This is a genomic window from Sulfurimonas sp., from assembly GCF_029027405.1.
GTDB lineage: Bacteria > Campylobacterota > Campylobacteria > Campylobacterales > Sulfurimonadaceae > Sulfurimonas.
Genome location: NZ_CP093396.1, coordinates 2,795,833 through 2,821,440, shown reverse-complemented (window position 1 = coordinate 2,821,440; position 25,608 = coordinate 2,795,833). Strand labels below are relative to the sequence as shown.

Here is a 25,608-nt window from a genome sequence, read left to right as displayed (position 1 = left end):
CTCTATACATCTAGATGTTTAACATCTTTAGCATGTGTTTCTATATAATTACGACGAGGTTCAACTTCATCACCCATAAACAAAGTAAATGCATCAGAGGCAACTTCAGCATCTTCAATATTTACTTGAAGTAAAACACGGTTTTCTGGTGTCATTGTTGTTTCCCAAAGCTGATCAGGATTCATCTCACCTAGACCTTTGTAGCGTTGAATATATGCACCTTTTTTAGCGTAATCATTTATATTTTCTAAAACTTGTAGTATATCTTCTTCAAATTCTAAATCCCATTCTTGGATTTTTTTGAAAACAAAAGAAGCTTCATTAAAGTGTGGAGCAGAAAACAAGTCATCATTTATAAGCAACTCTTCCATTCCATCTTTTGTTTGAACAAAAATGTGAATAGAATCTTCAGTTATATTTTTTGTCAAAATATTATTTTCATTTTCTGTTAAAAATCTTTGGACTTCTTTATACATAGCATCTATGTTTAGACCTATAATATCTGGATTTTCTATAAAGTGTCTTATCAAACCAACAAGAGCATATCTACGCTCTAGTGCAACTAAAGAACCTCTATAATGGTCAACCATCTTAAAGTATGAAACTAGGTCATTGTGCCCTACTCCGTCAACATCTAAAGACTCTATACCATTTCCAATGAGATAATCATTCATCTCTCTATCATCTTTAAAGTAAATCTCTTTTTTACCTTTTTTATAACGATAAAGTGGTGGTTGAGCAAGATATAAATAACCTTTTTCTACAATATCTCTAAAATGTCTAAAGAAAAATGTTAAAAGTAGAGTTTGTATATGGCTTCCATCGACATCGGCATCCGTCATAATGATGACTTTATGATAACGAAGTTTTTCTTCTTTATATTCTTCACCTATTCCACAACCCATTGCTGTTATCATATTTGTAATTTCATCAGATTTTAGAATTTTCTCTAATCTTGCTTTTTCAACATTTAAAATCTTACCTTTAAGTGGTAAAATCGCCTGAAAAACTCTATCTCTTCCCATCTTAGCAGAACCACCAGCAGAATCCCCTTCCACCAGATAAAGCTCACAAATAGAAGCATCTTTACTTTGGCAGTCAGCTAACTTACCAGGAAGAGTTCCAACACTCATAACATCTTTTCTACGGGTCAACTCTCTTGCTTTTTTTGCGGCTTCTCGACCTCTTGCAGCGGCTAGTGCTTTAGAAACTATAGCTTTTGCTTCGATTGGATTTTCTTCAAAGTACTTACTTAGTAGTTCATAAGTCTGTCTTTGTACCAAAGGTCTTACATAAGTGTTTCCTAGTTTACCTTTAGTTTGTCCTTCAAACTGAGGTTCAGGAACACGACAAGAAACTATAGCAATGAGACCTTCTCTTACATCATCACCAGATATTTTTACATCTTTTTCTTTTACCGCTCCATTTTTAGAGTTATAATTAGAAATAACACGAGTTAAACCAGCACGAAATCCTGCCTCATGTGTTCCTCCATTTGGTGTTCTAATATTGTTTACAAATGAAGCAAGTTTTTCTTCATATCCATCATTATATAAAAGTGCTATATCAAACTCTATATCTTCAATTTTGGCTGCAAATGAGTAAACTGAAGCTACTTGAGTTTTTTTATTCATATCTGTTACATACTGAGCTATACCACCTTCAAAGTGATATGTTTCAGTAGTATTTGTTCTTTCATCGCTAAATATAATAGTTATAAATGGATTTAGATATGCTAATTCTTTAAATCTTTTTGAAAGAAATTCATACTCAAAAGTTATGGTTTCAGTAAAGATACTAGGGTCTGGTGCAAACTCAATAGTTGTACCAGTTTTACGGGTTTTTCCTACAACTGCTAAAACTTCTTGAGGAATACCAGCCTTAAAGTTTTGCTCAAATACCTCTTTTTCTCTGTAAATAGTCATCTTCAAATCGCCAGAAAGTGCATTTACAACAGAAACACCAACTCCATGTAGACCACCAGATACTTTATATGTATCTTTATCAAACTTACCGCCAGCATGTAAAACTGTTAAAACAACAGTCGCTGCCGATATTCCTTCTGTTGGATGCAAGTCAGTAGGAATACCACGTCCATTATCACTTACTTTACAAGTTCCATCTTTTGTAAGTGCAATAGTGATAGTATCACAATGACCTGCCATTGCTTCATCAATAGAGTTGTCGACTACTTCATAAACAAGATGATGAAGACCACGATGTCCAGTATCACCAATATACATACCTGGTCTTTTTCTAACAGCTTCTAATCCCTTAAGAACTTTAATATTACTAGCACCGTAATTTTCCATTAACTTCTCCATCTAGCCATTTTGGCATTATTGAAACCATTTTATCTAAATTTTGCTAAAAAGAATATATATAAAGTAAATATTTGTAAGAATTTAATTTTTTATTGTTTTAAAAAATTATTTTAGTCTCGATAAAATCGAAACTAAAAGATAGTTATTTAGATGACTATTGGCATAACAACAGTTTTAAAATTATTATCTGATAGTATAAATGGGAGATTTCCTTCATTTAATCCTATACTAAACTCAGAAGAGTTTATAGAATTTAAAAAATCTAAAAGATATTTTGAGTTTATAGCTATAACAAAAGGTTCATCAAAACCTGTATTGTAATTTATTTCTGTTTTTGCTTCTATATTGTCATCGCTTAAGGATTCAAATTTAATAGAATTTTGGAAAAAAGTGATTTTAACATCTAAAGAAATTGTAGTTATTTGTTTTATAGAGTCAATCATTATAGCTTTTGGTAAAACTAAAGTATTTGATATCTCTTTAGGAATTATTCTTGAATATTCAGGAAATTTTCCATTAATTAATTTTGTAAAAAATGTATATTGCTGAGAGTGGATTATAAGATTTGTATCATCATAAAAAAGTTCTATATTATCAAAGAAAAGTTTTTGAATTTCAACAATTGCTTTTTTAGGAATAATTATAGAAAGTTCTTTTTCATTTTGATTTGTAATATTTACAATAGCTAATCTTCTAGTATCAGTAGATGCGAAGTTTATATTATCTTGTTTTATATCAATTAATGCACCATTTAATTCAAATTTAGGATTGTTGGTATCAATGGCAGGAGTTATTTTTTTTAGTGAGTCTATTAGAGAGTGTGAGTCTATTGTAATTCGACCTTTATTATTTGCAGTTGGGAACTCAGGAAAGTCGTTAAAAGAAAAAGTTGGTAGTTTAAAGTTTGAGTGTGCTTGAGAAATAAAAAGAGTTTCATTTTTCACTTCTAAGTTTATTTCTCCATCTTTTAAAATTCTTATAATATCTAAAAGCTTTTTACCATTAGCAGTTATACTACCGTTTGAAATTATATTTATTTTATTAGTTTTTACTTCAAAACCAATCTCATGATCAGTTGCTTTAATTGTTAAATTTGAGTTATTTACATCTATGAAAACATGAGAAGTTATTTGAGAAGTATCTTTTTTTTCTAAAAATGGTTGAGCATAAACAAGTATGTTTTCAATTATAGATTTTGAAACAGTTATCTTCATATTAATCCCTATATAATATATATAATTTTAGTAGGTAGTAGTAGGTATATGTGATTATGTGAAAATGAGCTTTTTTTCCCCACTACGAAAGCATTTATGATGTGATGAACTATTCTCTTTTCATTCACATCTATTCACTTATAAGATTATATCTTTTTTTTACACATTTGTTACTTTATTTGTTAATTCATCTATCTTAACTTTAAAATCTTCATCATCTTTAATAAGTAAATTTATTTTTCTAAGAGTGTGACTAATGGCTGTGTGATCTTTCATACCAAAATAAAGTGCTAGTTGAGGCATAGTGCTTTGAGTTAAATCACGACAAAGGTATATGGCAATTCTTCTAGCATAAACAAGATTTTTACTTCTGCCTTTTGAGCGAATTTCTGTTGGTTTTATATTTAAATCTTTAGAAACAATCTTTGTAATAATATCTAGTGTTAAATCTTTTTGTTTTTCTAAAAGTTGGTCTTTTAATATGTTTTTTGTAAATTCTAAATCAATATCTATATGCATGAGTTGTGAATAAGCATGAAGTTTAGATAATATTCCTTCAATTTCACGAACATTACTTTCTATTACTGTTGCTATATAATTAATAATATCGTTTGTTAAAACAACTTTATTTATTTCACATTTTTTCTTAATTATAAGTATTTTTGTTTCTAGTTCTGGTGATTGTATATCAGCAACCAATCCCCACTCAAATCTACTTTGAAGTCTTTTTTCTAAACCACCTATCTTTTTAGGATGTTTATCAGCTGTTAGTATGATTTGTTTGTTTTCATTTTTAAGAGCTTCAAATGTATGAAAGAATTCTTCTTGTATAACATCTTTATTACTTAAAAATTGAATATCATCTATTAAAAGAACATCACATTTACGATATTTATCTTTAAAATTTTCCATTGTTTGATTTCTAACATGTCTTAAAAAATCATTTAAAAATTGTTCACTAGTAGTATAAATGACATTTTTACCTTGATTTTGTAAGACATTACCTGCTGCCTGCATAAGGTGAGTTTTGCCAAGACCTACTCCACCATATATAAAAAGAGGATTGTAATTTTTACCAGATTTTTCACTAACACTTTTCACAGCAGTATAAGCAAATTGGTTTGAACCACCAACCATAAAGTTATCAAAAATATGTGATGGATTTAGTAAAGAGTGTTGAATTTTTTGTTCTGTTATCTTTTTTATTTTTCTCTCAGTTGAGGTCTTTAAAGTTATTTTGACACTTACTTTAGAGCCAATTTTAACTTCAAAAAGATGTTCTAATTTTTCTTTATATTTACTTTTTATCCAGTTACAAATAAGTGCATTTGGTGCATAAAAAATAGCTAAATCACTAGAAGACTTTTTAGTATCGTATGTTAGTTGTTTTATATATCTGTCATATGACTGTTGGGTTATCTCTTCTTTTAGTAATTCTAAAACTTCTTGACCTATATTCACATAAAACCTTTATTTATTTGTTATATGTGAATAATACTTTAATTATCTATAAAATGGGGTTAAGAAGATTATTTTTATGTGAATAACTAAAAATATATAGTGTGAATAACTTTTTTTGTATATAATAATGAAAGTAAAATATAGGATTAAATATAAATGACAATACTTGGAATTGACCCAGGAACAAGAAATATGGGTTATGCACTTATATCTTTAGAAAAAAACAAAATTTCTCTTATTGAAGCGGGTCTTATAAAGATGAAAGCTGAAGATTTACAATTTCAAATTCCTCAAATGGCAGAAGGCTTGGATTTGATTTTTTCTAAACATAAAATAGATGAAGTTGCGATGGAAGATATATTTTATGCACATAATCCAGCAACGACTATAAAGTTAGCTCAATTTCGTGGAGCAATAATGTTAAAACTTTTACAAGTTCATGGAGAGTTTTATGAATATACAGCTTTGCAAGTAAAAAAAGCCCTTACAGGAAAAGCAAAAGCAGCAAAGGAACAAGTTGCTTTTATGGTTAAAAGACTTTTAAATATAAAAAAAGAGATAAAACCACTTGATATATCAGATGCTATGGCAGTAGCAATAACACACTCCCAAAGAGTTAGCATAAGAAAAAATAAAACAGGATAAATGATGTAATACTTTAAATCTGTTATGTAGAGTTTAGCCGACACAAGCACTTCTACAAATTCTTAAAAATTAAAGCTTATCTTGTTATAAATCAAAAAAGAGATAGTATAAAAAGTGTATAATTTCGTATTATTATAATAGGAAAATAAACAATGAATCACTTTGCAGATTTAGCAGACGGGCATCCGTGCCGTGTATATTTAGAAGAAAATCAACTTATTAGAGGCTTGATAGCAAGTATTAATTCTATCGATATACAAAATGACAATAAAGAATTTAAAGAAAAATTTGCTCGACTTTGTAGGGTTGAAAAACACTTTGCAAGAAAAGAAAACCAACTTTTCCCTTATTTAGAGCAGTATGGTTGGACATCGCCTTCACAAAATATGTGGGCATTTCATGATGATATTCGTGCTATTGTTAAACAAGCAAGAATCTTAGCAGATACAGATGATATACAAGCTCTAAGTATGGTTTTACAAAACCTTTTTTCAAACTTAGAGCATATTATGCAAGTTGAAGAACAAAGACTTTTACCAAACGCTATGCAACTTATACAAGAAGATGACTGGAAGGAGATGCGAGACGGAGATGAAGAGATTGGTTGGATGTTTGATGAAGCACCAGCACTCTACCCTCCTCATTCAGCAGATGAATATATTCATCCATCTCAAGATACAAAAAAAAGAAAACTTCCATTTTCGCTTGATGGGCGAATAGATTTAGAACAAGGTCATATGCTTCCAGAACAAATTAACTGGCTTTTAAAGTTTATGCCTGTTGATATTACTTATGTTGATGAAAATGACTTTGTTGTATTTTATAATCGTGGAGAAGATAGAGTCTTCCCAAGAAGTGCAGGAATTATTGGTCGTGAAGTTAAGTTTTGTCATCCTCCAAAATCAGTTGACCAAGTGTTGATGATTTTACGAGAGTTCAAAGCTGGAAACCGAGATGAAGCAGAGTTCTGGATTACCTTTAAAGGTAAGTTTATTCACATTCGTTACTTTGCTATCCGTAACGATGAAGGTGAGTATAAAGGTGTTATAGAAGTGAGTCAAGATGTTACACATATACGCAGTCTTGAAGGGCAACAAAGACTACTAGACTGGGAGTAAATAGGTGTGAACCCAGAGTTTTAATACTCTGGTGTTTTTTCTGTTGGTCCTGTATATAACTGACGAGGACGAGCAATTTTAACAGTTTTTTGTTTACTTAGTTCACTCCACTGAGCAATCCAACCTGGAGTTCTACCGATTACGAAGATAACCGCAAACATCTCTTTTGGAATTTTAAGTGCTTGAAGGATTAGACCTGAATAGAAGTCAATATTTGGATAAAGACCGCGTTTAACAAAATATTCATCACATAAAGCGATTTTTTCTATTTTTTCTGCCACTGCAACAAGTTCACTACTAATTCCAAGTTCAGACATAAGCTCATTTCTAATCTCTTTAAGAACTGTTGCACGAGGGTCAAAGCTTTTATAAACACGGTGACCAAAGCCCATTAGTCTAAAAGGATCGTTTTTGTCTTTAGCTTTTGCTATAAACTCATCCACCCTATCAACAGTACCAATCATTTCTAGTTGACGAATAACACTCTCATTTGCTCCACCATGACTTCTTCCCCATAATGCACCAATACCAGCAGAAATAGCTGCGTATGGATGTGCCATAGTAGATGCTAGGTTTCTTACAGCAGTTGTAGAGGCATTTTGCTCATGGTCAGCATGTAAAGTAAAGATAGTATCTAATGCTTTGATTTCGATAGGCTTTAAATCAACATAACTATGAGGATAAGCTCTAAGCATATTTAAGAAGTTTTCAGTAAAACCTTTATTCATATCTGGATAAATTATTGGTAAACCATTTGAGTATCTATATGAAAAAGCAGCTAAAGTAGGAATTTTAGCAACGATTCTATTTGACATCTCTTTGTATTCATCTTTATCGTCTATTTCTAAATGGTCAAAATAAAATGTAGAAAGAGCAGAAACACCAGCAGACAAAATAGCCATAGGGTGCGCTTTGTCTGGAAAAGAATCAAATAATTTTTTAACTCCTTCATTAACGAAAGAGCGTTTTGTAATTTCTTCTTCAAAAGCTTTTAATTCATCTTCGGAAGGTAAATCATCGTGTAAAAGAAGGTAAGCTGTGTCTAAAAATGTTTTTTCTTTTGCTAAATATGCAATATCATAACCTCGATACATAAGCTTACCAGCTCCGCCATCAATATATGTTATCTTAGATTGACAGGATGCTGTAGACGTGTAACCTTCATCATAAGTAAACATTCCTGTTTCTTTATAAAATGTAGAAATATTAACTACTGATGGTCCTACACTAGCGTCTAATATTGGAAATTCATAACTCTTATTATCTCTATTATTCGTTATGGTAACTGTGTCCTTACTCATCTTTGTCCTTTATATTTAAAAATTTAAATACATTATAACCAAAAATTATACGAAATTGGTTTTGTAGCAAGAGTATTTATCTATATTTCCTTCAAGGGTGGTATATTTACAATACTATCGCAAATATACTTCCTCTTCTAAATATATAAATTCTTTTTCTCTTTTGACTTGAAGTAGCAGACTTAAAATCATCAATAGTATTGATTTCATAACTTTCTATTTGAATAATAATATCATCTTTTATAACACCTGTTCTTTGAGCTTGACTTCCTTCTTTTACCTCTTTAACTAAAACACCTCCGTTTATGTTAGCATTTATTTTTAGTAGTTTTTGAAGCTGTGAGTCCAATGTTATAACACTTAATCCTTTATAATCTAAACTATCGCTCGATACTTTTTTATCAAGAGAACCTAGTTTTACATTTACTATGTCGATCTCTTTGTTACGTAAAAACTTTATATTTACAACTTGTGATGGTGGATAAGAACCTATAATATTTTTAAGTTCATTTCCACTTTGAATTTTTTTCCCATCAACAGAGATTATTAAGTCACCTCTTTTTAAACCAGCTTTTGCAGCCGGAGTATCGGTTTCTATACTTATAATAAGAGCTCCAAATTTGTTGTTATAAAAACTACTCATATCTTCACTAACATTAGAAATGCCAACACCCAAATAAGCACGAGTGTACTTTCCTTTATTTATTAGCTGAGTCGCTATTGATGTTACCATGTTTGAGCTTATTGCTAAACCTATGCCCACATTATTCCCAGTTTTAGAAATAATTGCAGAGTTGATTCCTATGAGGTGACCAGCAGAGTTTATAAGAGCTCCACCAGAATTTCCAGGGTTTATAGATGCATCCGTTTGTATAAAATCTTCATACTCAACTATACCAACTTCACTCCTTTGAGTTGCAGAAACAATCCCCTGTGTTATAGTCTCTCCAACACCAAAAGGATTACCTATAGCAAACACAATATCGCCAACTTTTACTTTATCTGAATTATAAATAGTCACAGCATTTAAGCCTTTAGCATCTATCTTTATAATTGCTATATCACTTTTTGCATCTGTACCTATAAGTTTTGCTTCATATTCTTTTTTATTTGCGGCTATACTTACTTTTATTTTATCTGCTCCATTTACTACATGGTAATTGGTAACTATATAACCATCTTTTGTTAGGATAACTCCACTTCCCATTGTAGCTTGAGGCATTGTGTTTTCTCTTCTTAAAAAGGGATTTCCGTATGCTCCTCCACTTTTTATTGTTCTTTGGGTTGATATACTTACAACGCTTGTTCTAGCATCTTTTAAAATATTATTATATGAAAGTATATAGTTCTGATTTGTGGGGTTTTTTCTTTGAAAATCTTTTTTTGCAAATTTAAACTCAACGCTATTTTTTGCTTGAAGTAGACTTATAGCAACTAAACAGATTAGTAATAACTTTTTCACTTTTTGTCCTTCTGGATGTTTATGACAGTTTATTACTAAATTATTTACAGATTGTTAATGTACTGCAAACGAATAGTTAATGATAGCTAGATTTAACACTAAGTTTTATTCATTTTTTTTAAATGATTTTATACTTTCAGTAATCCCAAAATTAGGATGATTTTTTTCATTTAAAATAGCTTGGGCAATTTTATTGTTATCATTATTTACTATTATAGGAGCAATAAAGTTAATTGTAGAATTTTCTAAAGGATTTTGAATAACAACAATATTGTAAACACTAACATTAGATTTTTCATTTATTTCTAAAAGAACTTTTACATCTGATGGTAAATCAAAAGAGTACTCCCTGAGTATATGGGTTCAAAATGGTAAAAGATATTTCTTTATTGTCGCAATCTTGGATTGTGGCAAAAAGTTCATCGACTTTGTGAATTTCAATATTTAGAGTATTATCAAACCCATGAATATTTCCTTTAACTTCATATTTTTGCATTTTCTTTCCTTGTGTTAGTTTGTTAGAATAAATCTTCTTCATATTTAATGTTAGAAGATATTATGTAAAACAGAGAATTTTTTACATTTTCTAAGTTAGTATAATTACTTATACTAAAAGCGAAACAATCATCTTGAAAAAAGAGTGCTAAACCTTCACTCGTATCAAGAAGTGATAGCTTCGAGTTCTCTATAAGTTTAGCATCTATTATGTTAGAAAACTCTAAATTTATACTCAACCAGTCAAAACCTCTAGCACTATCTTGTGCTGCCATAGTAACTTTTATAATCGTTGGAGAAATTATATCAATAGAGCGAATTTCTCCATCTATAAAATTTCCAAATCTTTTTAAGAAATTTGGCAGTTCAGTTTTTAGTAAAGGTTTCACTCTATTGGCATCCTACACATTCCATACTTCTATCTTCCACATCATTCGCAACTTCTGGTGATTGAGAACGAAGATAGTAAGTTGATTTAAGTCCTAGCTTCCAAGCAAGCATATAGATTTCATTGAGGTATTTACCGCTTGCTTTATCAAGAGATATAAAGATATTTAAGCTTTGACCTTGATCAATCCACTTTTGTCTAATTGCCGCTGCTTTTATTAAAAGAGTCTGATTTAGATCATAAGAAGGAGTGTAGTAAGCCCAAGTTTCAGGAGAGAGTTTAGGAGCAACAACTGGAATAAGTCCGCTTAAGTTTTCTTCAAACCACTTTCTTTTAAATACAGGCTCAATAGCTTGAGTAGTTCCTGTTAAAATTGAGATGGAACTTGTAGGTGCAATAGCCATTAGATAACCATTTCTCATACCTTGATTTTTAACCTTTGAGCGTAACTCATCCCACTCATAGCTAGATGCAAAAAGTCCACCCCTATCAACAAGGTTTAAAACTTGGGCATTAGCATGGTCCATTGGCATAATGCCTTTACTCCAATGTGAACCATCAAACTCAGGATAACTACCTTTTTCTTTAGCTAAATCACATGAAGCTGAGATAGCGTTAAAACTAACAGCTTCCATAACTTCATCTACCTTGTCGAAATGTTCTTGACTTCCCCATGTTATACCTTGTTCTGCTAGCATCTGAGCTTCACCCATAACACCAAGACCAATCGAACGACTTTTCATGTTAGTTCTTTTTACTTTTTCAACTGGGTAAAAATTTAAATCTATAACATTATCCAAACATCTAATTGCTATTGGAACTATTCTGTTTATGTCTTCTTTGGTATTTATACGAGAAAGATTTACAGATGCCAAGTTACATACAGCAGTATCTCCATTGATTTTTTCTTTTTCTACAACATAAATAGCTTGGCCACCAAGTGAGTCAAGTGCAGTAACTTTTCTCGCAGGTTTTTCTATACCACTATCTACTTTTACAATCTCATCTTCTTCATAAGAGATGCTTTCTCCATCTTCGAAAATTAACTTTATTTTATAATGGTTTGGTTTAGTGTTTTGAAAAATTTCGGTACAAAGGTTTGAGCTTCGTATAACACCAGTGTGTCCATTTGGGTTTGCTCTGTTAGCATTATCTTTAAAACATAAAAATGGAGATCCTGTTTCAAAGTAAGATGTTAGTATCTTTTTCCATAAGTTTTTAGCTTTGATTTTCTCTTTTATAATGCTTTCATCTTCTTCTAACTCTATATAGCGTTTGTTAAATTCATCTCCGTAAAGTGTTGCTAGTTCTCTAACATCATAAGGATCAAAAAGAGTCCAAATAGCATCTTCTTGTACGCGTTGCATAAATAAATCATTTAACCACATTGCAGGAAAAAGGTCATGCGCACGACGACGCTCTTCACCAGAGTTTTTCTTTAGGTCTAAAAAGTCATTTATATCTATGTGCCATGGTTCCATATAGACGGCGATTGCACCCTTTCTAGTTCCTAGTTGGTCAACAGCGATAGCGATGTCATTTGTAATCTTTAAAAAGGGAACAGTTCCACCAGCAGCATTTTTGTGTCCATCAATAAATGAACCCATAGAACGAATACCAGTCCAGTCCCAACCAATACCTCCACCAAACTTAGAAAGCATAGCCATCTCTTGGTAAGAATCAAAAATACCTTCAATATTATCAGGAGTAGAACCTATATAGCAAGATGAAAGTTGATGTCTAGTTGTTCGTGCGTTTGAAAGTGTTGGAGTTGCAAGCATAACTTCAAACTGACTTATCATATTGTAAAATTTGATAGCCCATTCGTGTTTATCATCTTCGCGTTGTGCTAAGAACATAGATATAGCCATAAACATGTGTTGCGGAAGCTCTATTGGGCAAGAAGCTTGATCTTTGATGATATATCTATCATAAAGTGTTTTAACGCCAAGATAGTTAAAAAGCATATCTCTATCAGGCTTGATGTGTTTGTCCAATCTTTGGAGGTCATACGAATCGCCAAGACCTTGAAGAAGTCTACCTTCCTTTTCGCCTCTTTTAAAATACTTTTCAAGTGAGCAGTATCCTGAAAATCCATTTACTTGATGGTATAAGTTAAACATAAAAAGTCTAGATGCCACAAAAGTCCAGTTAGGAGAATCTATATCTATCTTATCAACAGCAGTTTTGATAAGAGTTTCTTGAATCTCTTTAGATGTTATTCCATCTCTAAATAAAATTTGTGCATCTACTTCAAGCTCACTTTGGCTTACATTAGACAAGCCTTTAATTGCAGCAGAAGTATATTTTTGAATCTTACTAATATCAAGTGGTTCTGTTCTACCATTTCTTTTTATAATTGTAATCATTTGTTCCCCTGATTATTTGAATACTCTGTTAAAAATCGCATCTACATTTTTAGTGTAGTACTCGTAGTTAAAACAATCACGAATTTGTTTTTCACTTAATGAGTTTCTTAATTCTTCATCTGCTAATAAATGGTTTAGATATAAAGACTCACCATTTTCATCTGTAGTAGCTTTGCCTTGCTGAATCTCTTCCCAAACTTTCATAGCATTACGCTGAACAATTCTATATGCATCCTCACGAGACACACCTTGAAGAGGAAGCTCTAAAAGTACACGCTGAGAAAATACAAGTCCACCAGTAAGGTTCAAGTTTTTCATCATATTTTTTGGGAATATTGTTAGGTTGGCAATAACATTGTTCATACGGTGAAGCATAAAGTTCATCGTAATAAATGCATCTGGTAACCAGAAACGCTCAGTTGAAGAGTGTGAGATATCTCTTTCATGCCATAAAGCAACATTTTCCATTGCAGGCATAGCATATGCTCTAATCATACGAGCAAGTCCTGTAATATTTTCAGTAAGGATTGGGTTACGCTTATGTGGCATCGCTGAAGAACCTTTTTGCCCTTTCGCAAAAAACTCTTCAGCTTCATATACTTCCGTTCTTTGAAGGTGTCTTACTTGAACTGCAAACTTCTCTACTGAAGAAGCAAGCAGTGCTAAAGTTGTCGCAAGTCTAGCATATCTGTCACGGTGAACAACTTGATTTGAGCATGGTTCAGGCTTAAGACCTAGTTCTGCCATCGCCAACTCTTCAAGTTCAAGTGGTGCATGAGCAAAGTTGCCCATAGCTCCTGATATTTGACCTACAGATATAACTTCCATAGTCTCTTCAAGGTTTTTAAGGTGACGAGCTACTTCATCGTACCAAACTGCTAAAGTAAGACCAAATGTAATTGGCTCACCATGGATACCATGACTTCGACCAACCATTAAAGTCATCTTATGTTCTTGTGCGCGTTTTTCGATTGATTCCATTAGCATCTTAACATCGTCAATTATTATAGTTAAAGAATCTCTCATTTGTAATGCTACACCAGTATCAACTGCATCTGAAGATGTCATACCATAGTGGAACCATCTTGACTCATCACCAAGTGATTCTGAAACGCTTGTGTTAAATGCGATAAGGTCATGTTTGGTAACTGCTTCAATCTCTTCTATACGCTCTACAGAAAATGTTGCATTCTTTACGATTTTATCTGCGTCATCCTGAGGAATCTTTCCAAGTTTTGCCCAAGCTTTTACAGCTGCTTTTTCAACTTCTAGCCATGCGGCATATCTTGCATGTTGCGTCCAATTTTTACTCATCTCTTCTCTTGAGTATCTGTCAATCATTATTACAAACCTTATAATATTTATCTTGTTGTTTTATGCTATTATTTGCATAATTAAAGTGATTCATTCTACATAATCTTTAGTAAATATTTGATTAAAAAGGATTTAAATTTTGCCATTTGTACGCAAGAAAATGTTTGCACAAGAAAAAAAGAAAGCATTTTTGTATTTGATAAAAGAATTAGACTATACACAAAAAGAAGCACAGCGATTAATAGCAAAAGGTCGCCTATTTGTTAACGATATTCCAATGACAAGAACAGCTGGAGAAATAGAAGGAGAGTTTGAATTTATATATTTTGAGCCAATTACAAGAGGACTAAAACCAACAAAGGTCGAAGAAGAGTTTGTTGTATTTGATAAGCCAAGTGGAGTTTTAATCCATCCGCAAAATAGAAGAACACCCTACTCTTTAATAGATGAATTAAAATATCAATTTGGAAGAGATTCTAATATTGCCCATCGTATAGATCAAGAAACAAGCGGACTTGTTTTATGTGCTAGAAATAAACAGAGCGAGAGAGATATCAAGATGATTTTTGAAGAGAGAGAAATGAAAAAAAAATATCTTGCTCTTGTTCATGGAGAAGTAAAAGAATATTTATCAATTGAAGAACCACTGCTTAGAAGAGAAGATGAAAGTGCAATAGTTAGAATGGTAGTAAAAGTTCATAAAGATGGAAAAGCATCTAAGACTGATGTCCACCCTTTAAAATATTTTGCTGATAAAGACATGACTTTGGTTGAGTGTATTCCATATACAGGAAGACAGCACCAAATAAGAGTTCATTTGTTTCATGTGAAACATTCAATTGTAGGTGATCCAATTTATGGACAAAAAGAAGAAAATATAATTAGATTTTTAGATAAAGAGCTAGATGCTAAAAAAAGAATAGAACTTAGTGGAGCCTCAAGACTACTTCTTCATGCAAATGAATTGGAGTTCGAGCTGTATGATAGTATGTACCATGTGCAAAGTAAAGTAGATTTTGATGAACTTTGTCTTAATAGTACAAACGAATGTGAATAACATTTATCGATTATTAAAAGACATTCAAACAAAAATTCTGTTAATAAAGTCAAAAAGTCTCTGAAGCCCTATTTTGTGGATTTAAGCAAGGTATAAGATTTTAAATTTAAGTAAAATTTTATATAAAATAATTATGTAAAAAGCAAAAGCAAAAGTAAATTTATATTGTCTAAAACAAAAAGATATTCACAACTTAGAACAATGTGTGAATAACACATATTAAGAAATTTTTCATAGATTTTTTTAAAGTTTTAGTAGATAGTTAGGGTTTATAAGAAAAGTAGGGTATTATTACATTCATAAACGACCTCCCTGGTGTGTTGGTCGTTTACTCTTTTTTATTGAACCCTCCGAACAATTACATTTTCTTAAATAGTTTTTAAAAGGTAAGAATGTGTATAAGTTTTTTTGAGTTTTAGCTTAAGTTAAGATGATGAAAAATTATGTGCAAGATTGCTTTTTAAAAATCCTCCCGTAGGGCTAAACAAAAGATAATCTCTTACTTTGTTGAAGTCACTTGAAGCTACTAGTAGCTCCTACGCAACTTCGCCTTGCAACAGCTCATCTTTTGTTTAGTTGAGAATATGCAATTGTTCAGAGGATTCAATTTATACTGCGTTGTATCTTTTTATAATTTTTTTAACACGATTTTTAAGATTACGAAGCGCTTGAACACTTGACTCTCCATCTGCCGTTAAATTTTCAAAATCATCATCGAATTGTGCTTTTGCAATCCAACCAATTTTTTTATGATACTTAATTCCAACAAAACGAACATCACCAAAGTGAAGTTGACAAAGATCATATATTCTTTTAATTCTATCAGTATTTGTTTTTTTCTTTTCAGCCATAATTTTATGCCTCCGATTAATTTTATATTGCTATTTTATCATAAGAAGATTACAGTAAGTTTATTAGTCTTCTTTTTTATCGTCACTTGTAGCGGCTTTTACAAAACTAACCACTCCAACAGCGAAAACAACAACTAAAAACACTACTTGAACAATGTCTAAATAACTCATGATATATCCTTTTGAGTTTTTCCACCCAGGTGGACTCTCTCTTGAGCAATGCTCAATTCACCTTGTTCTTTTAGTTGACCACAAGCCGCACTTATATCTATTCCCTTAGAGTCTCTAATGGTACATAAAAGCCCATGCTTGATTAAGTAGTCCGCAAAAGCCACCATATCTTCCTTCTGTGGTCTGTCATAAGTAGTCCCTGGGTAAGGATTGAAGTAGATAAGGTTTACTTTGGCCTTTATACCACTTAAAAGCTTTATGAGCTTCTTAGCAGAGCCTATGTCGTCGTTCTTGCCTTTAATAACTAGGTATTCAAACATTACCCGTTTTCTTGTGTCTATTGGAAAGCGTTTAACTGCTTGTATGATAGAACTTATGTTATGTGCTTTATTCATAGGAATTAGTTCGCTTCTAAGCTTATCGTCAACAGCATGAAGAGATATGGCTATGTGAACACCTAAATCCATCTTCCCAAGTTGGTCTATCTTATTGCTAAGTCCGCTTGTTGAAACAGTTTGTCTTTTTCCACCTATACAGAGACCATCATCTTCTTTAAAAATTTCTATCGCTTTTGCAAGGTTATTTAAGTTGTCTAGTGGTTCACCCATCCCCATATAAACTATATTTATTTTTCTGTTATGTTTGTGGTTATTGTGTCTTTTTAGAGTTACAACTTGAGCTACAATCTCTCCAACGGTTAAATCTCTAGTAAAACCACCTTTTGCAGTTAAACAAAACGAACAGCCAACTTTACAACCAACTTGTGTTGAAACACAGATAGTATATTTAGCTTCTGCTACGACTTCACCATTTTCATCAAGTTGAGTATCTTTCATCTTAAGCCAAACAGCTTCCATGGTTTTTCCATCTTGCATCTGTAAAAGATACTTTTTAGTTCCATCGCTAGACTCTTCTTTATTTATAATTGTGAGAGGATTTACAATATACTTTTTTGCTAACTCTTCTTTTAAAGCTTTTGGTATATTTTTCATATCATTAAAATCTTGTGCATACTGATGATATAACCAACCAAATATTTGATTTACTCTAAAACTAGGTTTGATTAAAGTTAGTAGCTCTTTTTTTGTAAAATCAAGAAGAGAAGGTTTTGTGTTAGTTACGAAGATGTTAGTTCCTTTATTCTTTTTTTTACATGTGTACTTAAAAGTTCTTTTGCATTTTCATGATTTTCTAAAAAATCTTTATGCGCATTCTCATCGGTATAGTTTGTAATACAAAAAACTCCACCAGCAGGAATATCAAACTCCTCTGCAACTTTCAAAACACTGAAAAATTCCATATTTTCTATTTCTACTCCAAAGTTTAAAAACTTTTTTGTTAGTTCTTTGTTTGTTGAAATATAATTAGATGAGTTGACAATAACATCTTTTTTTTCTTCTATGTTAGTTGATACAAAATTGTCAAGTGGAGTATAAGCATCTGCACTCAAAAATGCTAGTTCAATATTTGAAGCAGTTTTTGATTCTACAATATCAAAGATCTTATGATTACCATAACTACCAGCTGAACCAACAAAAAGTAAAAACTCTGGTTTATCAAATAAACAAAGTCTTGTTAAATTCATAGCGGTTTCTATCAAGCCGACTCCCATTGGAGTTGCAAAATCAAAAGTTTCGTTATTACCCGCGCAAATTATCATCTATAGTCTCACTGGTATATTATTGTCATGAAGATAATGCTTTAAATCCATAATATCTATCTCTTTATAGTGAAATATACTAGCGGCTAAAGCTGCATCTGCACCTATCTCAAAGACATCTTTTATATGTTTCATAGTACCTGCTCCACCACTAGCGATAACAGGAACATTAACAGCTTGTGAAATTTGCTTTGTTATATTTAACTCAAACCCTGCCTTTGTACCATCTGCATCCATTGAAGTTAGAAGTATTTCTCCACTTCCTCTTAGCACTACTTCTTTAGCCCATTCTACCGCATCTAGTCCTGTATCTACTCTGCCGCCATTTAAAAAGACATGGTACTTGTCACCTACTCTTTTAACATCTATTGCAGTTACAATGCATTGTGAGCCAAAGCGTTTAGCACTTTCATCTATAAGTTCTGGACGCTTTATAGCGGCTGAATTGACGCTAACTTTATCGCAACCAACATTTAGAAGCTTATATATGTCTTCAAGTTTTCTAATTCCTCCACCAACGGTTAAAGGTATAAAAACTTCTTTTGCAACCTCTGCAACCATGTCTACTATAGTATCTTTATTATCACTAGAAGCCATAATATCTAAAAATGTAATTTCATCAGCGCCTTCTTGGTTGTATCTTCTAGCAACTTCAACAGGATCGCCAGCATCTTTTAAACCAACGAAGTTAACACCTTTAACAACTCGCCCATCTTTTACATCTAGACAAGGAATAATTCTTTTAGCGAAATAGTTCATATGAAAGCATACCTTATATTATATATTGAAATTATACACTTTGCTTCTTAAGTTACAGACCATAAGTATTTTATGTTTCACATGAAACATTTAATTTTGATATGAACATAATGTCTCACATTAACTAACTATAAGCAAAATTATTATAGAATCATGTTTATGAATAAGAATAGCATTGTAGCTAAAAAGAAATTTGGACAAAATTTTTTAAAAGATGAAATGGTTCTAAGAAAGATCGTCGAAGCGATGCCCAAAAACGACAACAAAATCGTAGAAATTGGACCTGGCTTAGGTGATTTAACTAAATATTTAGTAGATGTCAAAAGTGTAGAAGCTTTTGAGGTCGATACCGATTTGTGTAAATTATTACAAAGTACATTTAAAAAAGAGATTGATACCAAGCAACTTCACATAAACTGTGGAGATGTATTGAATGCTTGGCAGAGTAGCTTAATTGATGAGCCGTATGATTTGGTGGCAAATTTGCCCTATTACATTGCGACAAACATCATATTAAAAGCACTCGCAGATCCAATGTGTAAAAATATACTTGTAATGGTACAGCTTGAAGTGGCAGAAAAATTTTGCGCTCGAGAGGGACAAAAAGTATTTGGGTCTTTGAGCGTTATAGCTCAAAGTGTAGCAAGTGCACATATAGTTGTGCAAGTGCCTCCAACTGCTTTTGAACCTCCGCCAAAAATAAACTCTGCTGTTTTTCTTATACAAAAGACGAAAGATAGAAGTGATGAGAATTTTGAGGGCATGCTTAGAGTTGCATTTAAGCAGCCTCGCAAAACTCTTATGAAAAATTTATCTGCCGTTTATAAAAAAGAAAATATTCAAAAAGCTCTAAATGAACTTGAGCTAACACTAACGATACGCCCTCATCAAATCTCTACACATGACTATCACCAACTCTATAAAAAAATAATATAATTACAAAGGAGTTTGGATGGCAGAAGAACAACAAGAGGTTACACAAACAAAACCTCAAACGGACCGTAAACCAAATACAAACAATAACAACAGAAGACCAAATAACAACAACAGTAATAACAATCGTAAGCCAAATAGTAATGGGAATAAGCCCAACAACAATCCAAATAGAAATAAAAATAAAAATCGTCACCGCAGACAACCTGCACCAACTGATGAAAACTTAAAAGCATTTGTGGTGAAGAATCAAGAAGCACATAAACAAAGGTTGAACCCACACTATAAACTGGATTTAAACTCTAAAGCAAAAATTCGAGTTACTCCATTAGGTGGACTTGGTGAAATTGGTGGAAATATAACAGTTTTCGAAACAGAAAAAGAAGCTATTTTAGTTGATATTGGAATGAGTTTTCCAGATGAAGATATGCATGGTGTTGACATTTTAGTGCCAGACTTTACTTATCTTCGTCAAATTAAAGACAAAATCAAGGCTGTAATAATTACTCATGCCCATGAAGATCATATTGGTGCGATGCCATATCTTTATAAAGAGATGCAGTTTCCTATATATGCAACTCCACTTCCGCTTGCAATGATTGGAAATAAGTTTGATGAACATCATATAAAAGAATGTAGAAAATATTTCAATCCAGTTGTAAAAAGAGAAATTTATGAGATAGGTGAAGACTTTAAAGTAGAGTGGATGCACATGACACACTCTATTTTAGATTCATCTTCTTTAGCAATTACTACAGATGCTGGAACAATTATTCATACAGGAGATTTTAAAATTGACCATACTCCAGTAGATGGTTATACAGCAGATTTACATAGACTTGCTCATTATGGAGAAAAAGGTGTTTTATGTTTGTTGAGTGACTCTACAAACTCTTACAATCCTTTACCTACTCCATCTGAGTTAAGTGTTGGACCAGCCTTAGACAGAGTTTTTGCTAAAGCTGAAGGTCGTGTTTTACTTTCTACTTTTAGCTCAAACATTCACCGTGTATTTCAAGCTATACAATATGGTATACAATATGGTCGTAAAATTTGTGTAATAGGGCGTTCAATGGAGCGTAATATTGAGATAGCGATGCAGTATGATTATGTAAAACTTCCTAAAAATGCATTTGTAGATGCTGATCAAGTTTCACACCTTAATGATAAAGAAGTTCTTATAGTTACAACAGGTTCTCAAGGTGAGCCAAGTTCAGCATTATTTAGAATGTCAATTGGTGAACATAGGCATGTTAAGATAAAACCAACTGATTTAATTGTTCTATCTTCTCGTGCAATACCAGGTAATGAAGGTTCAATTTCAGGAATGTTAAATCATCTTCAACGCGCAGGTGCTACTATATCCAGAGAAAAAGACATACATGTTTCTGGTCATGCTTCTATAGCAGAACAAAAGCTTATGCTTCGTTTAGTAAATCCTAAATTCTTTTTACCTGTTCATGGTGAGTATAATCATGTAATAGCACATAAAGAGACAGGAATGATGTGTGGTGTTCCAGAGAGAAATATTATGATTATGACAGATGGTGATCAGATAGAAATTACTTCAAAATATATGAGAAAAGTTAAAACTGTTAAGACAGGTAAAACATATATTGATAATCAAAACAATCATCAAATAGATGATGATATTGTTCTTGACCGTCAAAAACTTGCTTCTGATGGAATCGTTATGCTTGTTGCACAAGTTGATGCAAAACACGGTAAGATGCAAGCAAAACCAAAGGTTACAACTTTTGGTATAGTTGCAGACAAACAAGATAGAGCTTTTGCAAAGGAAATGGAAGATATATTAGAAAACTTCTTACTTCATGTTAAAGATGGACAAATTGAAAATTCTAGAGCATTAGAAAATGATCTTCGTCAAATCGTAAGAAAGCATATCTTTAGAAAAATGAAAAAATATCCATTAATCGTTCCTCATATCATGGTTATGTAAAAGCAGTAGCTTTTACATAATTTCTTACAAAGTTAAAAAATCCCCTCAAACATAGTAATGGAATTGTTGTATAATTCTTATATATATAATAAAGGGCATATATTTTGAGTGAAGAGTTAAATGAAAAATTCGAAAACGCTGTAAATACAATGATAACTCATATAGGCGAAGACCCAACTCGTGAGGGTTTAGAAAAAACTCCGCATAGAGTTAGAAAAGCTTATGAGTTTATTTATGGTGGGTATAAAGAAAATCCAAAAGAGATACTACAAAAAGCACTATTTACAAGTTCAAATGATGAGATGGTTTTAATTAAAGATATAGAGTTCTATTCAACTTGTGAACATCATCTTTTACCAATAATTGGGCGAGTTCATGTAGCTTATATTCCTGATGGAAAAGTAGTTGGACTATCAAAAATACCACGAGTTGTAGATGTATTTGCTCGTCGTATGCAGATTCAAGAGCAACTTACAGAACAAATTGCAGATGCGATTATGGATACCATTGCACCAAAGGGTGTCGCTGTTGTAATTGCTGCAAGACATATGTGTATGGAGATGAGAGGAGTTGAAAAAATCAATTCAATTACAACTTCTTCAGCCCTTAGAGGTCTATTTAAAAAAGATCAAAGAACAAGAAGTGAGTTTTTCTCTCTTATTAATTCCCCAACAGGCACAAGATATTAATGCCATTTAAATCACTAAAAGATAAAATTTCATCAAAGAAATATTCTGTATCTTTTGGTGAGGTGGTAAAAATAAATGCAACAATTATTACGGCTAAAGGCTTAAAAGTAAGCATTAGTGATTTGGTTAAAATTATTTCAAATACTTCATCACAAGAAACTGTGGGAATGGTAACAGAGATAGATGGTTCTACTTTTTATATAACACCTTTTAGTTTTGTGGAAGGGTTTTGCTCTGGGGATAGAGTGTTCTTAGATCAAACAGGTATGAATATCTCTGTTGGAGACGCCTTACTTGGAAGAGTAGTTGATCCTTTTATGAGACCAATTGATGGAAAAGGACATATAAATTCTTCGTCTCTTTCCCCTATCATTAAAGCACCTATTGCTGCAATGAAAAGAGGTATGATAGATGAAGTGTTTAGCGTAGGTGTTAAAAGCATTGATGGACTTTTAACTTGCGGGAAAGGACAAAAGCTAGGTATATTCGCAGGAAGTGGAGTTGGTAAATCAACTTTAATGGGTATGATCGTTAGAGGTGCCCAAACACCCATAAAAGTAGTTGCACTAATTGGAGAAAGAGGTAGAGAAGTTCCTGAGTTTATAGCGAAAAACTTAGGCGGTAATTTAGAAAATACTGTAATTATTGTTGCAACTTCTGACGACTCTCCATTGATGAGAAAATACGGTGCTTTTGCTGCTATGAGTGTTGCTGAGTATTTTAAAGATAAGGGCTTAGATGTTCTTTTTATAATGGATTCTGTTACAAGATTTGCGATGGCTCAAAGAGAAATTGGTCTAGCTCTTGGTGAACCACCAACTTCAAAAGGTTATCCACCTTCATCTTTAACTCTTCTGCCTCAACTTATGGAAAGAGCTGGAAAAGAGGAAGGAAAAGGCTCTATTACGGCCTTTTTTACAGTTTTGATAGAGGGAGATGATATGAGTGATCCTATTGCTGATCAATCTCGCTCTATTTTAGATGGACACATAGTGCTCTCGCGTGAACTTACTGACTTTGGAATATATCCACCTATTCATATACTACAATCAGCATCTAGAGTAATGAATGATATTATAAGCACAGAGCATCTACAAGCAGTTATGAAATATAGAAGATTATACACACTATTAAAAGAGAATGAGATGCTTATTCGCATCGGTGCTTATGTAAAAGGAACTGACTCAGAGCTTGATGAAGCGATGAATAAAAAAGAGGATATGGAAAAATTTATGTCACAGTTCTCAGATACTCAAGTGCCATACGAAGAAACAACTAAAGACTTAATCTCGCTTATGGCTATGAATCAAATATAATTGATGAGTTTAGCCAAGCATCTCTAGATGGTGTTTCTTCACTTGAAAGTGTAATGGCAAGTTTTTCATGTGTTTGATTTTCATATTTTTTCATTAAACTAATAATCTCAACATCTTTTGTGAAAATATCTATATAGGTATAAATAACACTTTTTGCAGCTTTAGTTTTATGGTTAAATAAAAAGTATTTAATTTGCATTTTAAAACTTATTCTTAGTAAATCACCAACTTTTTCTTTTCTAGCATCTAGAGTTATTAGCTCTCCAAGAACAGCTTTAATCCCTTGAATATTTCCCTTTAATGCGTGTACTTCACACTTATCAATCAGTTTAGTGTAGTGTTTTTGAAGAAGTTCTCCAAGGTCACTAAAGTGTAAATGAGCATATAAGTCCACTAACTCATAGCATGAATAAAAATCACCATTTATATACATCTCTTGAAGTTGAACCATATCATCACACATAGAGTAGAGTTGTTCAACTTTATCTTTAAATCCAGCAGTCATTTCTATTTTTGATAGACTAGTCCTTGCTAAAGAAATATTATTATTTTTTATATAAGCTTCGATTCTAATTATTGACTTTTCTATGTCATTTGCCAATGTTTTATATATTGGCATCTGAGTGAATAGAGGATTTTTAATACATATGTTATGTACTTTTTTGAAGTCCTGATTCTCTAGAGCTTTTAAAAACTCTATAAACAGGGTGTTGTGCTTTAAAATAAGTTCAATAATAGGACGCTTAGATGCAACTGTAATATAGTCTTGAAATAGTGCTTTTGCATACTCAGACTTACCTAATAGTATGTGTCTTTGAGCATTAGTAAAAGTCTTTTTCCATCTTAGTTCCATATTTTTATATTGTTTTGTTAGTTTTAATGCTGGATATTTGACACTCATCGCAAAACCAAGAGCATGATTTTTTTCAACATATAAAGTTTTAAATCTATTATAATGTTCAAAAGATTTAAATAGAAGTACAATGGACTCTCTTTTTGAATCAACATCTTTATAAATACGCATAAACTCTTTTGCAACTGTAATCTGTTGATTTACAAGTGCCTCAGCTGCATTTTTGTATGCAATGTCATAAATTTTTTCTAAGTTTTTATGCTCTTTTGTATTTAGTAGCATAGGTTCTCTATCGACAAGCTTATGAGCCTCAGGTAAATCATTATGAAGGATTAAAGAACTTAATCTTTTGGCACTTGGAAGTTCAACATATTTTATTTCTTTATTTTTTAAACAAACTATAAGTGCAGATGCATCTATGGCAAAAACCTTATATATGTTATCTTTAAATTCTATATACTTATTATGAATAATTTTATGCTCTTTGTAGTCCACAATTATCATAAAGTTTGTATTTGCGTTAATAATTAAGTATTTACTCTTAGGAATCAAAGTAATTTGGGATATTTTTCTTACAGGCAGAGTAATGTTTTTTATAACTTTATTATCTGCTATGGAAATAAATTGTAAATTCCCATCATTGTCAGCACTTACAATATTATTTTCATTTAAAAAGCATAATGATCTTTTAGCTGCTGTTGAATGAATTAGTACAATTTTATTTGCAAAAGAACTAATGTTGATGATAAAGATAGCCCCGCCATAACCACTAACAGCTAATAAATTTTTGTAAAAAGCAAAAGCACTAATAAAGTTCTTTTTTATTTTAGATTTTGGTCTTTGATATGGAAAAGAACATAGTCTTGAAAGTTGAGAAGAGGCATTATGCTTAAAAAGAAGAACTCTACCATCTGTATTCCCAGCTATGATGTATTGTGAAGAGAGGTCAAAAGTTAAAATATTAATACTATTTTTATCCAGCTCGATGTTTTGAAGTATCTTTTTATCATACATGTTTGCAATGTATAGGTGGCTCTTAGTTGTAAAGGCGATAAATTTTGAATTCGGTGAGAAGCAGATTGCAGTTGTGTTACAGTTTAGATTTGCATGTTTAAAACTAAGTTTAATATCACAATTTTGAGAGTCAATAATTTTTGCACCATGATATTTAGTACTAAAGGCAAAGGAATCATTATGTAGTCTTACAAAAGATGTTATCTCAGAGCGAGCTTGTTGGCAGTCACTAGTTACAGGCATATCAGATTATA

General features: G+C 32.0%; 22 protein-coding genes. 7 read left to right on the top strand and 15 right to left on the bottom strand.

The annotated features are described in order from the left end of the window. Positions 1-2: 2 nt before the first annotated feature. From gyrB to dnaA, 3 genes are all read right to left on the bottom strand, one after another. Positions 3-2,312, bottom strand: a complete 2,310-nt coding sequence (gene gyrB, locus MOV42_RS13920) for a DNA topoisomerase (ATP-hydrolyzing) subunit B (RefSeq protein ID WP_324173037.1) — start codon at positions 2,310-2,312, stop codon at positions 3-5. A 158-nt stretch (positions 2,313-2,470) separates the two neighbouring features. Then, on the bottom strand, positions 2,471-3,538 hold the full coding sequence (gene dnaN, locus MOV42_RS13915; RefSeq protein WP_324171765.1) for a DNA polymerase III subunit beta: 1,068 nt from the start codon (positions 3,536-3,538) through the stop codon (positions 2,471-2,473). 159 nt (positions 3,539-3,697) lie between these two features. Next, entirely contained in the window at positions 3,698-4,999 is a 1,302-nt protein-coding gene (dnaA, locus tag MOV42_RS13910; RefSeq protein ID WP_324171764.1) for a chromosomal replication initiator protein DnaA, read from the bottom strand. A gap of 156 nt (positions 5,000-5,155) precedes the next feature. Here dnaA and ruvC point away from each other — a divergent pair, with 156 nt between their 5' ends. Next, positions 5,156-5,644, top strand: a complete 489-nt coding sequence (gene ruvC, locus MOV42_RS13905; RefSeq protein WP_324171763.1) for a crossover junction endodeoxyribonuclease RuvC — start codon at positions 5,156-5,158, stop codon at positions 5,642-5,644. Positions 5,645-5,796: 152 nt separating this feature from the next. Next, positions 5,797-6,762 carry a DUF438 domain-containing protein gene (locus MOV42_RS13900; protein WP_324171762.1) on the top strand — a complete coding sequence of 322 codons (966 nt, stop codon included), beginning with the start codon at positions 5,797-5,799 and terminating at the stop codon, positions 6,760-6,762. Positions 6,763-6,782: 20 nt separating this feature from the next. Here MOV42_RS13900 and MOV42_RS13895 read toward each other — a convergent pair whose 3' ends face one another. The 7 genes from MOV42_RS13895 to purB all read right to left on the bottom strand — a co-directional run bounded on the left by MOV42_RS13895 (position 6,783) and on the right by purB (position 14,118). Further along, a complete protein-coding gene (locus tag MOV42_RS13895; RefSeq protein ID WP_324171761.1) occupies positions 6,783-8,063 on the bottom strand; it encodes a citrate synthase in 1,281 nt (426 codons plus the stop codon). Positions 8,064-8,169: 106 nt separating this feature from the next. Further along, entirely contained in the window at positions 8,170-9,525 is a 1,356-nt protein-coding gene (locus tag MOV42_RS13890; protein ID WP_324171760.1) for a trypsin-like peptidase domain-containing protein, read from the bottom strand. Positions 9,526-9,630: 105 nt separating this feature from the next. Further along, a complete protein-coding gene (gene fliW, locus MOV42_RS13885; RefSeq protein WP_324173036.1) occupies positions 9,631-9,828 on the bottom strand; it encodes a flagellar assembly protein FliW in 198 nt (65 codons plus the stop codon). Positions 9,829-9,859: 31 nt separating this feature from the next. Continuing rightward, complete coding sequence (locus MOV42_RS13880; RefSeq protein ID WP_324171759.1) at positions 9,860-10,021, bottom strand: hypothetical protein; 162 nt, start codon at positions 10,019-10,021, stop codon at positions 9,860-9,862. 22 nt (positions 10,022-10,043) lie between these two features. Next, positions 10,044-10,409, bottom strand: a complete 366-nt coding sequence (locus tag MOV42_RS13875; protein WP_324171758.1) for a hypothetical protein — start codon at positions 10,407-10,409, stop codon at positions 10,044-10,046. Position 10,410: 1 nt separating this feature from the next. Continuing rightward, the gene (locus tag MOV42_RS13870; RefSeq protein ID WP_324171757.1) at positions 10,411-12,777 is read right to left on the bottom strand and encodes a ribonucleoside-diphosphate reductase subunit alpha; all 2,367 of its coding nucleotides are present in this window, start codon (positions 12,775-12,777) and stop codon (positions 10,411-10,413) included. A gap of 12 nt (positions 12,778-12,789) precedes the next feature. Next, entirely contained in the window at positions 12,790-14,118 is a 1,329-nt protein-coding gene (gene purB / locus MOV42_RS13865) for an adenylosuccinate lyase (protein ID WP_324171756.1), read from the bottom strand. A 112-nt stretch (positions 14,119-14,230) separates the two neighbouring features. Here purB and MOV42_RS13860 point away from each other — a divergent pair, with 112 nt between their 5' ends. Next, positions 14,231-15,148: an RluA family pseudouridine synthase gene (locus tag MOV42_RS13860; protein WP_324171755.1), complete on the top strand. Its 918-nt coding sequence runs from the start codon at positions 14,231-14,233 to the stop codon at positions 15,146-15,148. Positions 15,149-15,756: 608 nt separating this feature from the next. Here MOV42_RS13860 and MOV42_RS13855 read toward each other — a convergent pair. From MOV42_RS13855 to hisF, 4 genes are all read right to left on the bottom strand, one after another. Then, the gene (locus MOV42_RS13855) at positions 15,757-15,999 is read right to left on the bottom strand and encodes a hypothetical protein (protein ID WP_324171754.1); all 243 of its coding nucleotides are present in this window, start codon (positions 15,997-15,999) and stop codon (positions 15,757-15,759) included. Positions 16,000-16,166: 167 nt separating this feature from the next. Continuing rightward, on the bottom strand, positions 16,167-17,297 hold the full coding sequence (gene rlmN / locus MOV42_RS13850) for a 23S rRNA (adenine(2503)-C(2))-methyltransferase RlmN (RefSeq protein WP_324173035.1): 1,131 nt from the start codon (positions 17,295-17,297) through the stop codon (positions 16,167-16,169). Continuing rightward, positions 17,288-17,830: a purine-nucleoside phosphorylase gene (locus tag MOV42_RS13845; RefSeq protein WP_324171753.1), complete on the bottom strand. Its 543-nt coding sequence runs from the start codon at positions 17,828-17,830 to the stop codon at positions 17,288-17,290. Before MOV42_RS13845 ends, rlmN begins: the two co-directional genes overlap by 10 nt. Beyond that, positions 17,831-18,589, bottom strand: coding sequence for an imidazole glycerol phosphate synthase subunit HisF (gene hisF / locus MOV42_RS13840; RefSeq protein WP_324171752.1), 759 nt, complete (start codon positions 18,587-18,589; stop codon positions 17,831-17,833). Positions 18,590-18,748: 159 nt separating this feature from the next. Here hisF and rsmA point away from each other — a divergent pair, with 159 nt between their 5' ends. The 4 genes from rsmA (at position 18,749) to fliI (ending at position 23,487) form a co-directional block, all read left to right on the top strand. Next, positions 18,749-19,525: a 16S rRNA (adenine(1518)-N(6)/adenine(1519)-N(6))-dimethyltransferase RsmA gene (gene rsmA / locus MOV42_RS13835; RefSeq protein WP_324171751.1), complete on the top strand. Its 777-nt coding sequence runs from the start codon at positions 18,749-18,751 to the stop codon at positions 19,523-19,525. Positions 19,526-19,541: 16 nt separating this feature from the next. Continuing rightward, the gene (locus MOV42_RS13830) at positions 19,542-21,482 is read left to right on the top strand and encodes a ribonuclease J (protein ID WP_324171750.1); all 1,941 of its coding nucleotides are present in this window, start codon (positions 19,542-19,544) and stop codon (positions 21,480-21,482) included. Between the two features lie 104 nt (positions 21,483-21,586). Then, positions 21,587-22,171: a GTP cyclohydrolase I FolE gene (gene folE, locus MOV42_RS13825; RefSeq protein ID WP_324171749.1), complete on the top strand. Its 585-nt coding sequence runs from the start codon at positions 21,587-21,589 to the stop codon at positions 22,169-22,171. Beyond that, the gene (gene fliI / locus MOV42_RS13820; protein ID WP_324171748.1) at positions 22,171-23,487 is read left to right on the top strand and encodes a flagellar protein export ATPase FliI; all 1,317 of its coding nucleotides are present in this window, start codon (positions 22,171-22,173) and stop codon (positions 23,485-23,487) included. Before folE ends, fliI begins: the two co-directional genes overlap by 1 nt. Here the strand turns inward: fliI and MOV42_RS13815 are convergent. Beyond that, complete coding sequence (locus tag MOV42_RS13815) at positions 23,471-25,597, bottom strand: hypothetical protein (RefSeq protein WP_324171747.1); 2,127 nt, start codon at positions 25,595-25,597, stop codon at positions 23,471-23,473. The genes fliI and MOV42_RS13815 overlap by 17 nt on opposite strands. Positions 25,598-25,608: the final 11 nt, after the last annotated feature.

Bases quoted from the DNA above. Each gene is read 5' to 3' on its own strand.
- gyrB (WP_324173037.1), bottom strand. From the start codon at position 2,312: ATGGAAAATTACGGTGCTAGTAATATTAAAGTTCTTAAGGGATTAGAA.
- MOV42_RS13830 (WP_324171750.1), top strand. From the start codon at position 19,542: ATGGCAGAAGAACAACAAGAGGTTACACAAACAAAACCTCAAACGGAC.
- MOV42_RS13815 (WP_324171747.1), bottom strand. From the start codon at position 25,597: ATGCCTGTAACTAGTGACTGCCAACAAGCTCGCTCTGAGATAACATCT.
- MOV42_RS13845 (WP_324171753.1), bottom strand. From the start codon at position 17,830: ATGATAATTTGCGCGGGTAATAACGAAACTTTTGATTTTGCAACTCCA.
- purB (WP_324171756.1), bottom strand. From the start codon at position 14,118: ATGATTGACAGATACTCAAGAGAAGAGATGAGTAAAAATTGGACGCAA.
- hisF (WP_324171752.1), bottom strand. From the start codon at position 18,589: ATGAACTATTTCGCTAAAAGAATTATTCCTTGTCTAGATGTAAAAGAT.
- MOV42_RS13895 (WP_324171761.1), bottom strand. From the start codon at position 8,063: ATGAGTAAGGACACAGTTACCATAACGAATAATAGAGATAATAAGAGT.
- fliI (WP_324171748.1), top strand. From the start codon at position 22,171: ATGCCATTTAAATCACTAAAAGATAAAATTTCATCAAAGAAATATTCT.
- MOV42_RS13880 (WP_324171759.1), bottom strand. From the start codon at position 10,021: ATGCAAAAATATGAAGTTAAAGGAAATATTCATGGGTTTGATAATACT.
- ruvC (WP_324171763.1), top strand. From the start codon at position 5,156: ATGACAATACTTGGAATTGACCCAGGAACAAGAAATATGGGTTATGCA.
- rsmA (WP_324171751.1), top strand. From the start codon at position 18,749: ATGAATAAGAATAGCATTGTAGCTAAAAAGAAATTTGGACAAAATTTT.
- MOV42_RS13900 (WP_324171762.1), top strand. From the start codon at position 5,797: ATGAATCACTTTGCAGATTTAGCAGACGGGCATCCGTGCCGTGTATAT.
- dnaN (WP_324171765.1), bottom strand. From the start codon at position 3,538: ATGAAGATAACTGTTTCAAAATCTATAATTGAAAACATACTTGTTTAT.
- MOV42_RS13870 (WP_324171757.1), bottom strand. From the start codon at position 12,777: ATGATTACAATTATAAAAAGAAATGGTAGAACAGAACCACTTGATATT.
- MOV42_RS13855 (WP_324171754.1), bottom strand. From the start codon at position 15,999: ATGGCTGAAAAGAAAAAAACAAATACTGATAGAATTAAAAGAATATAT.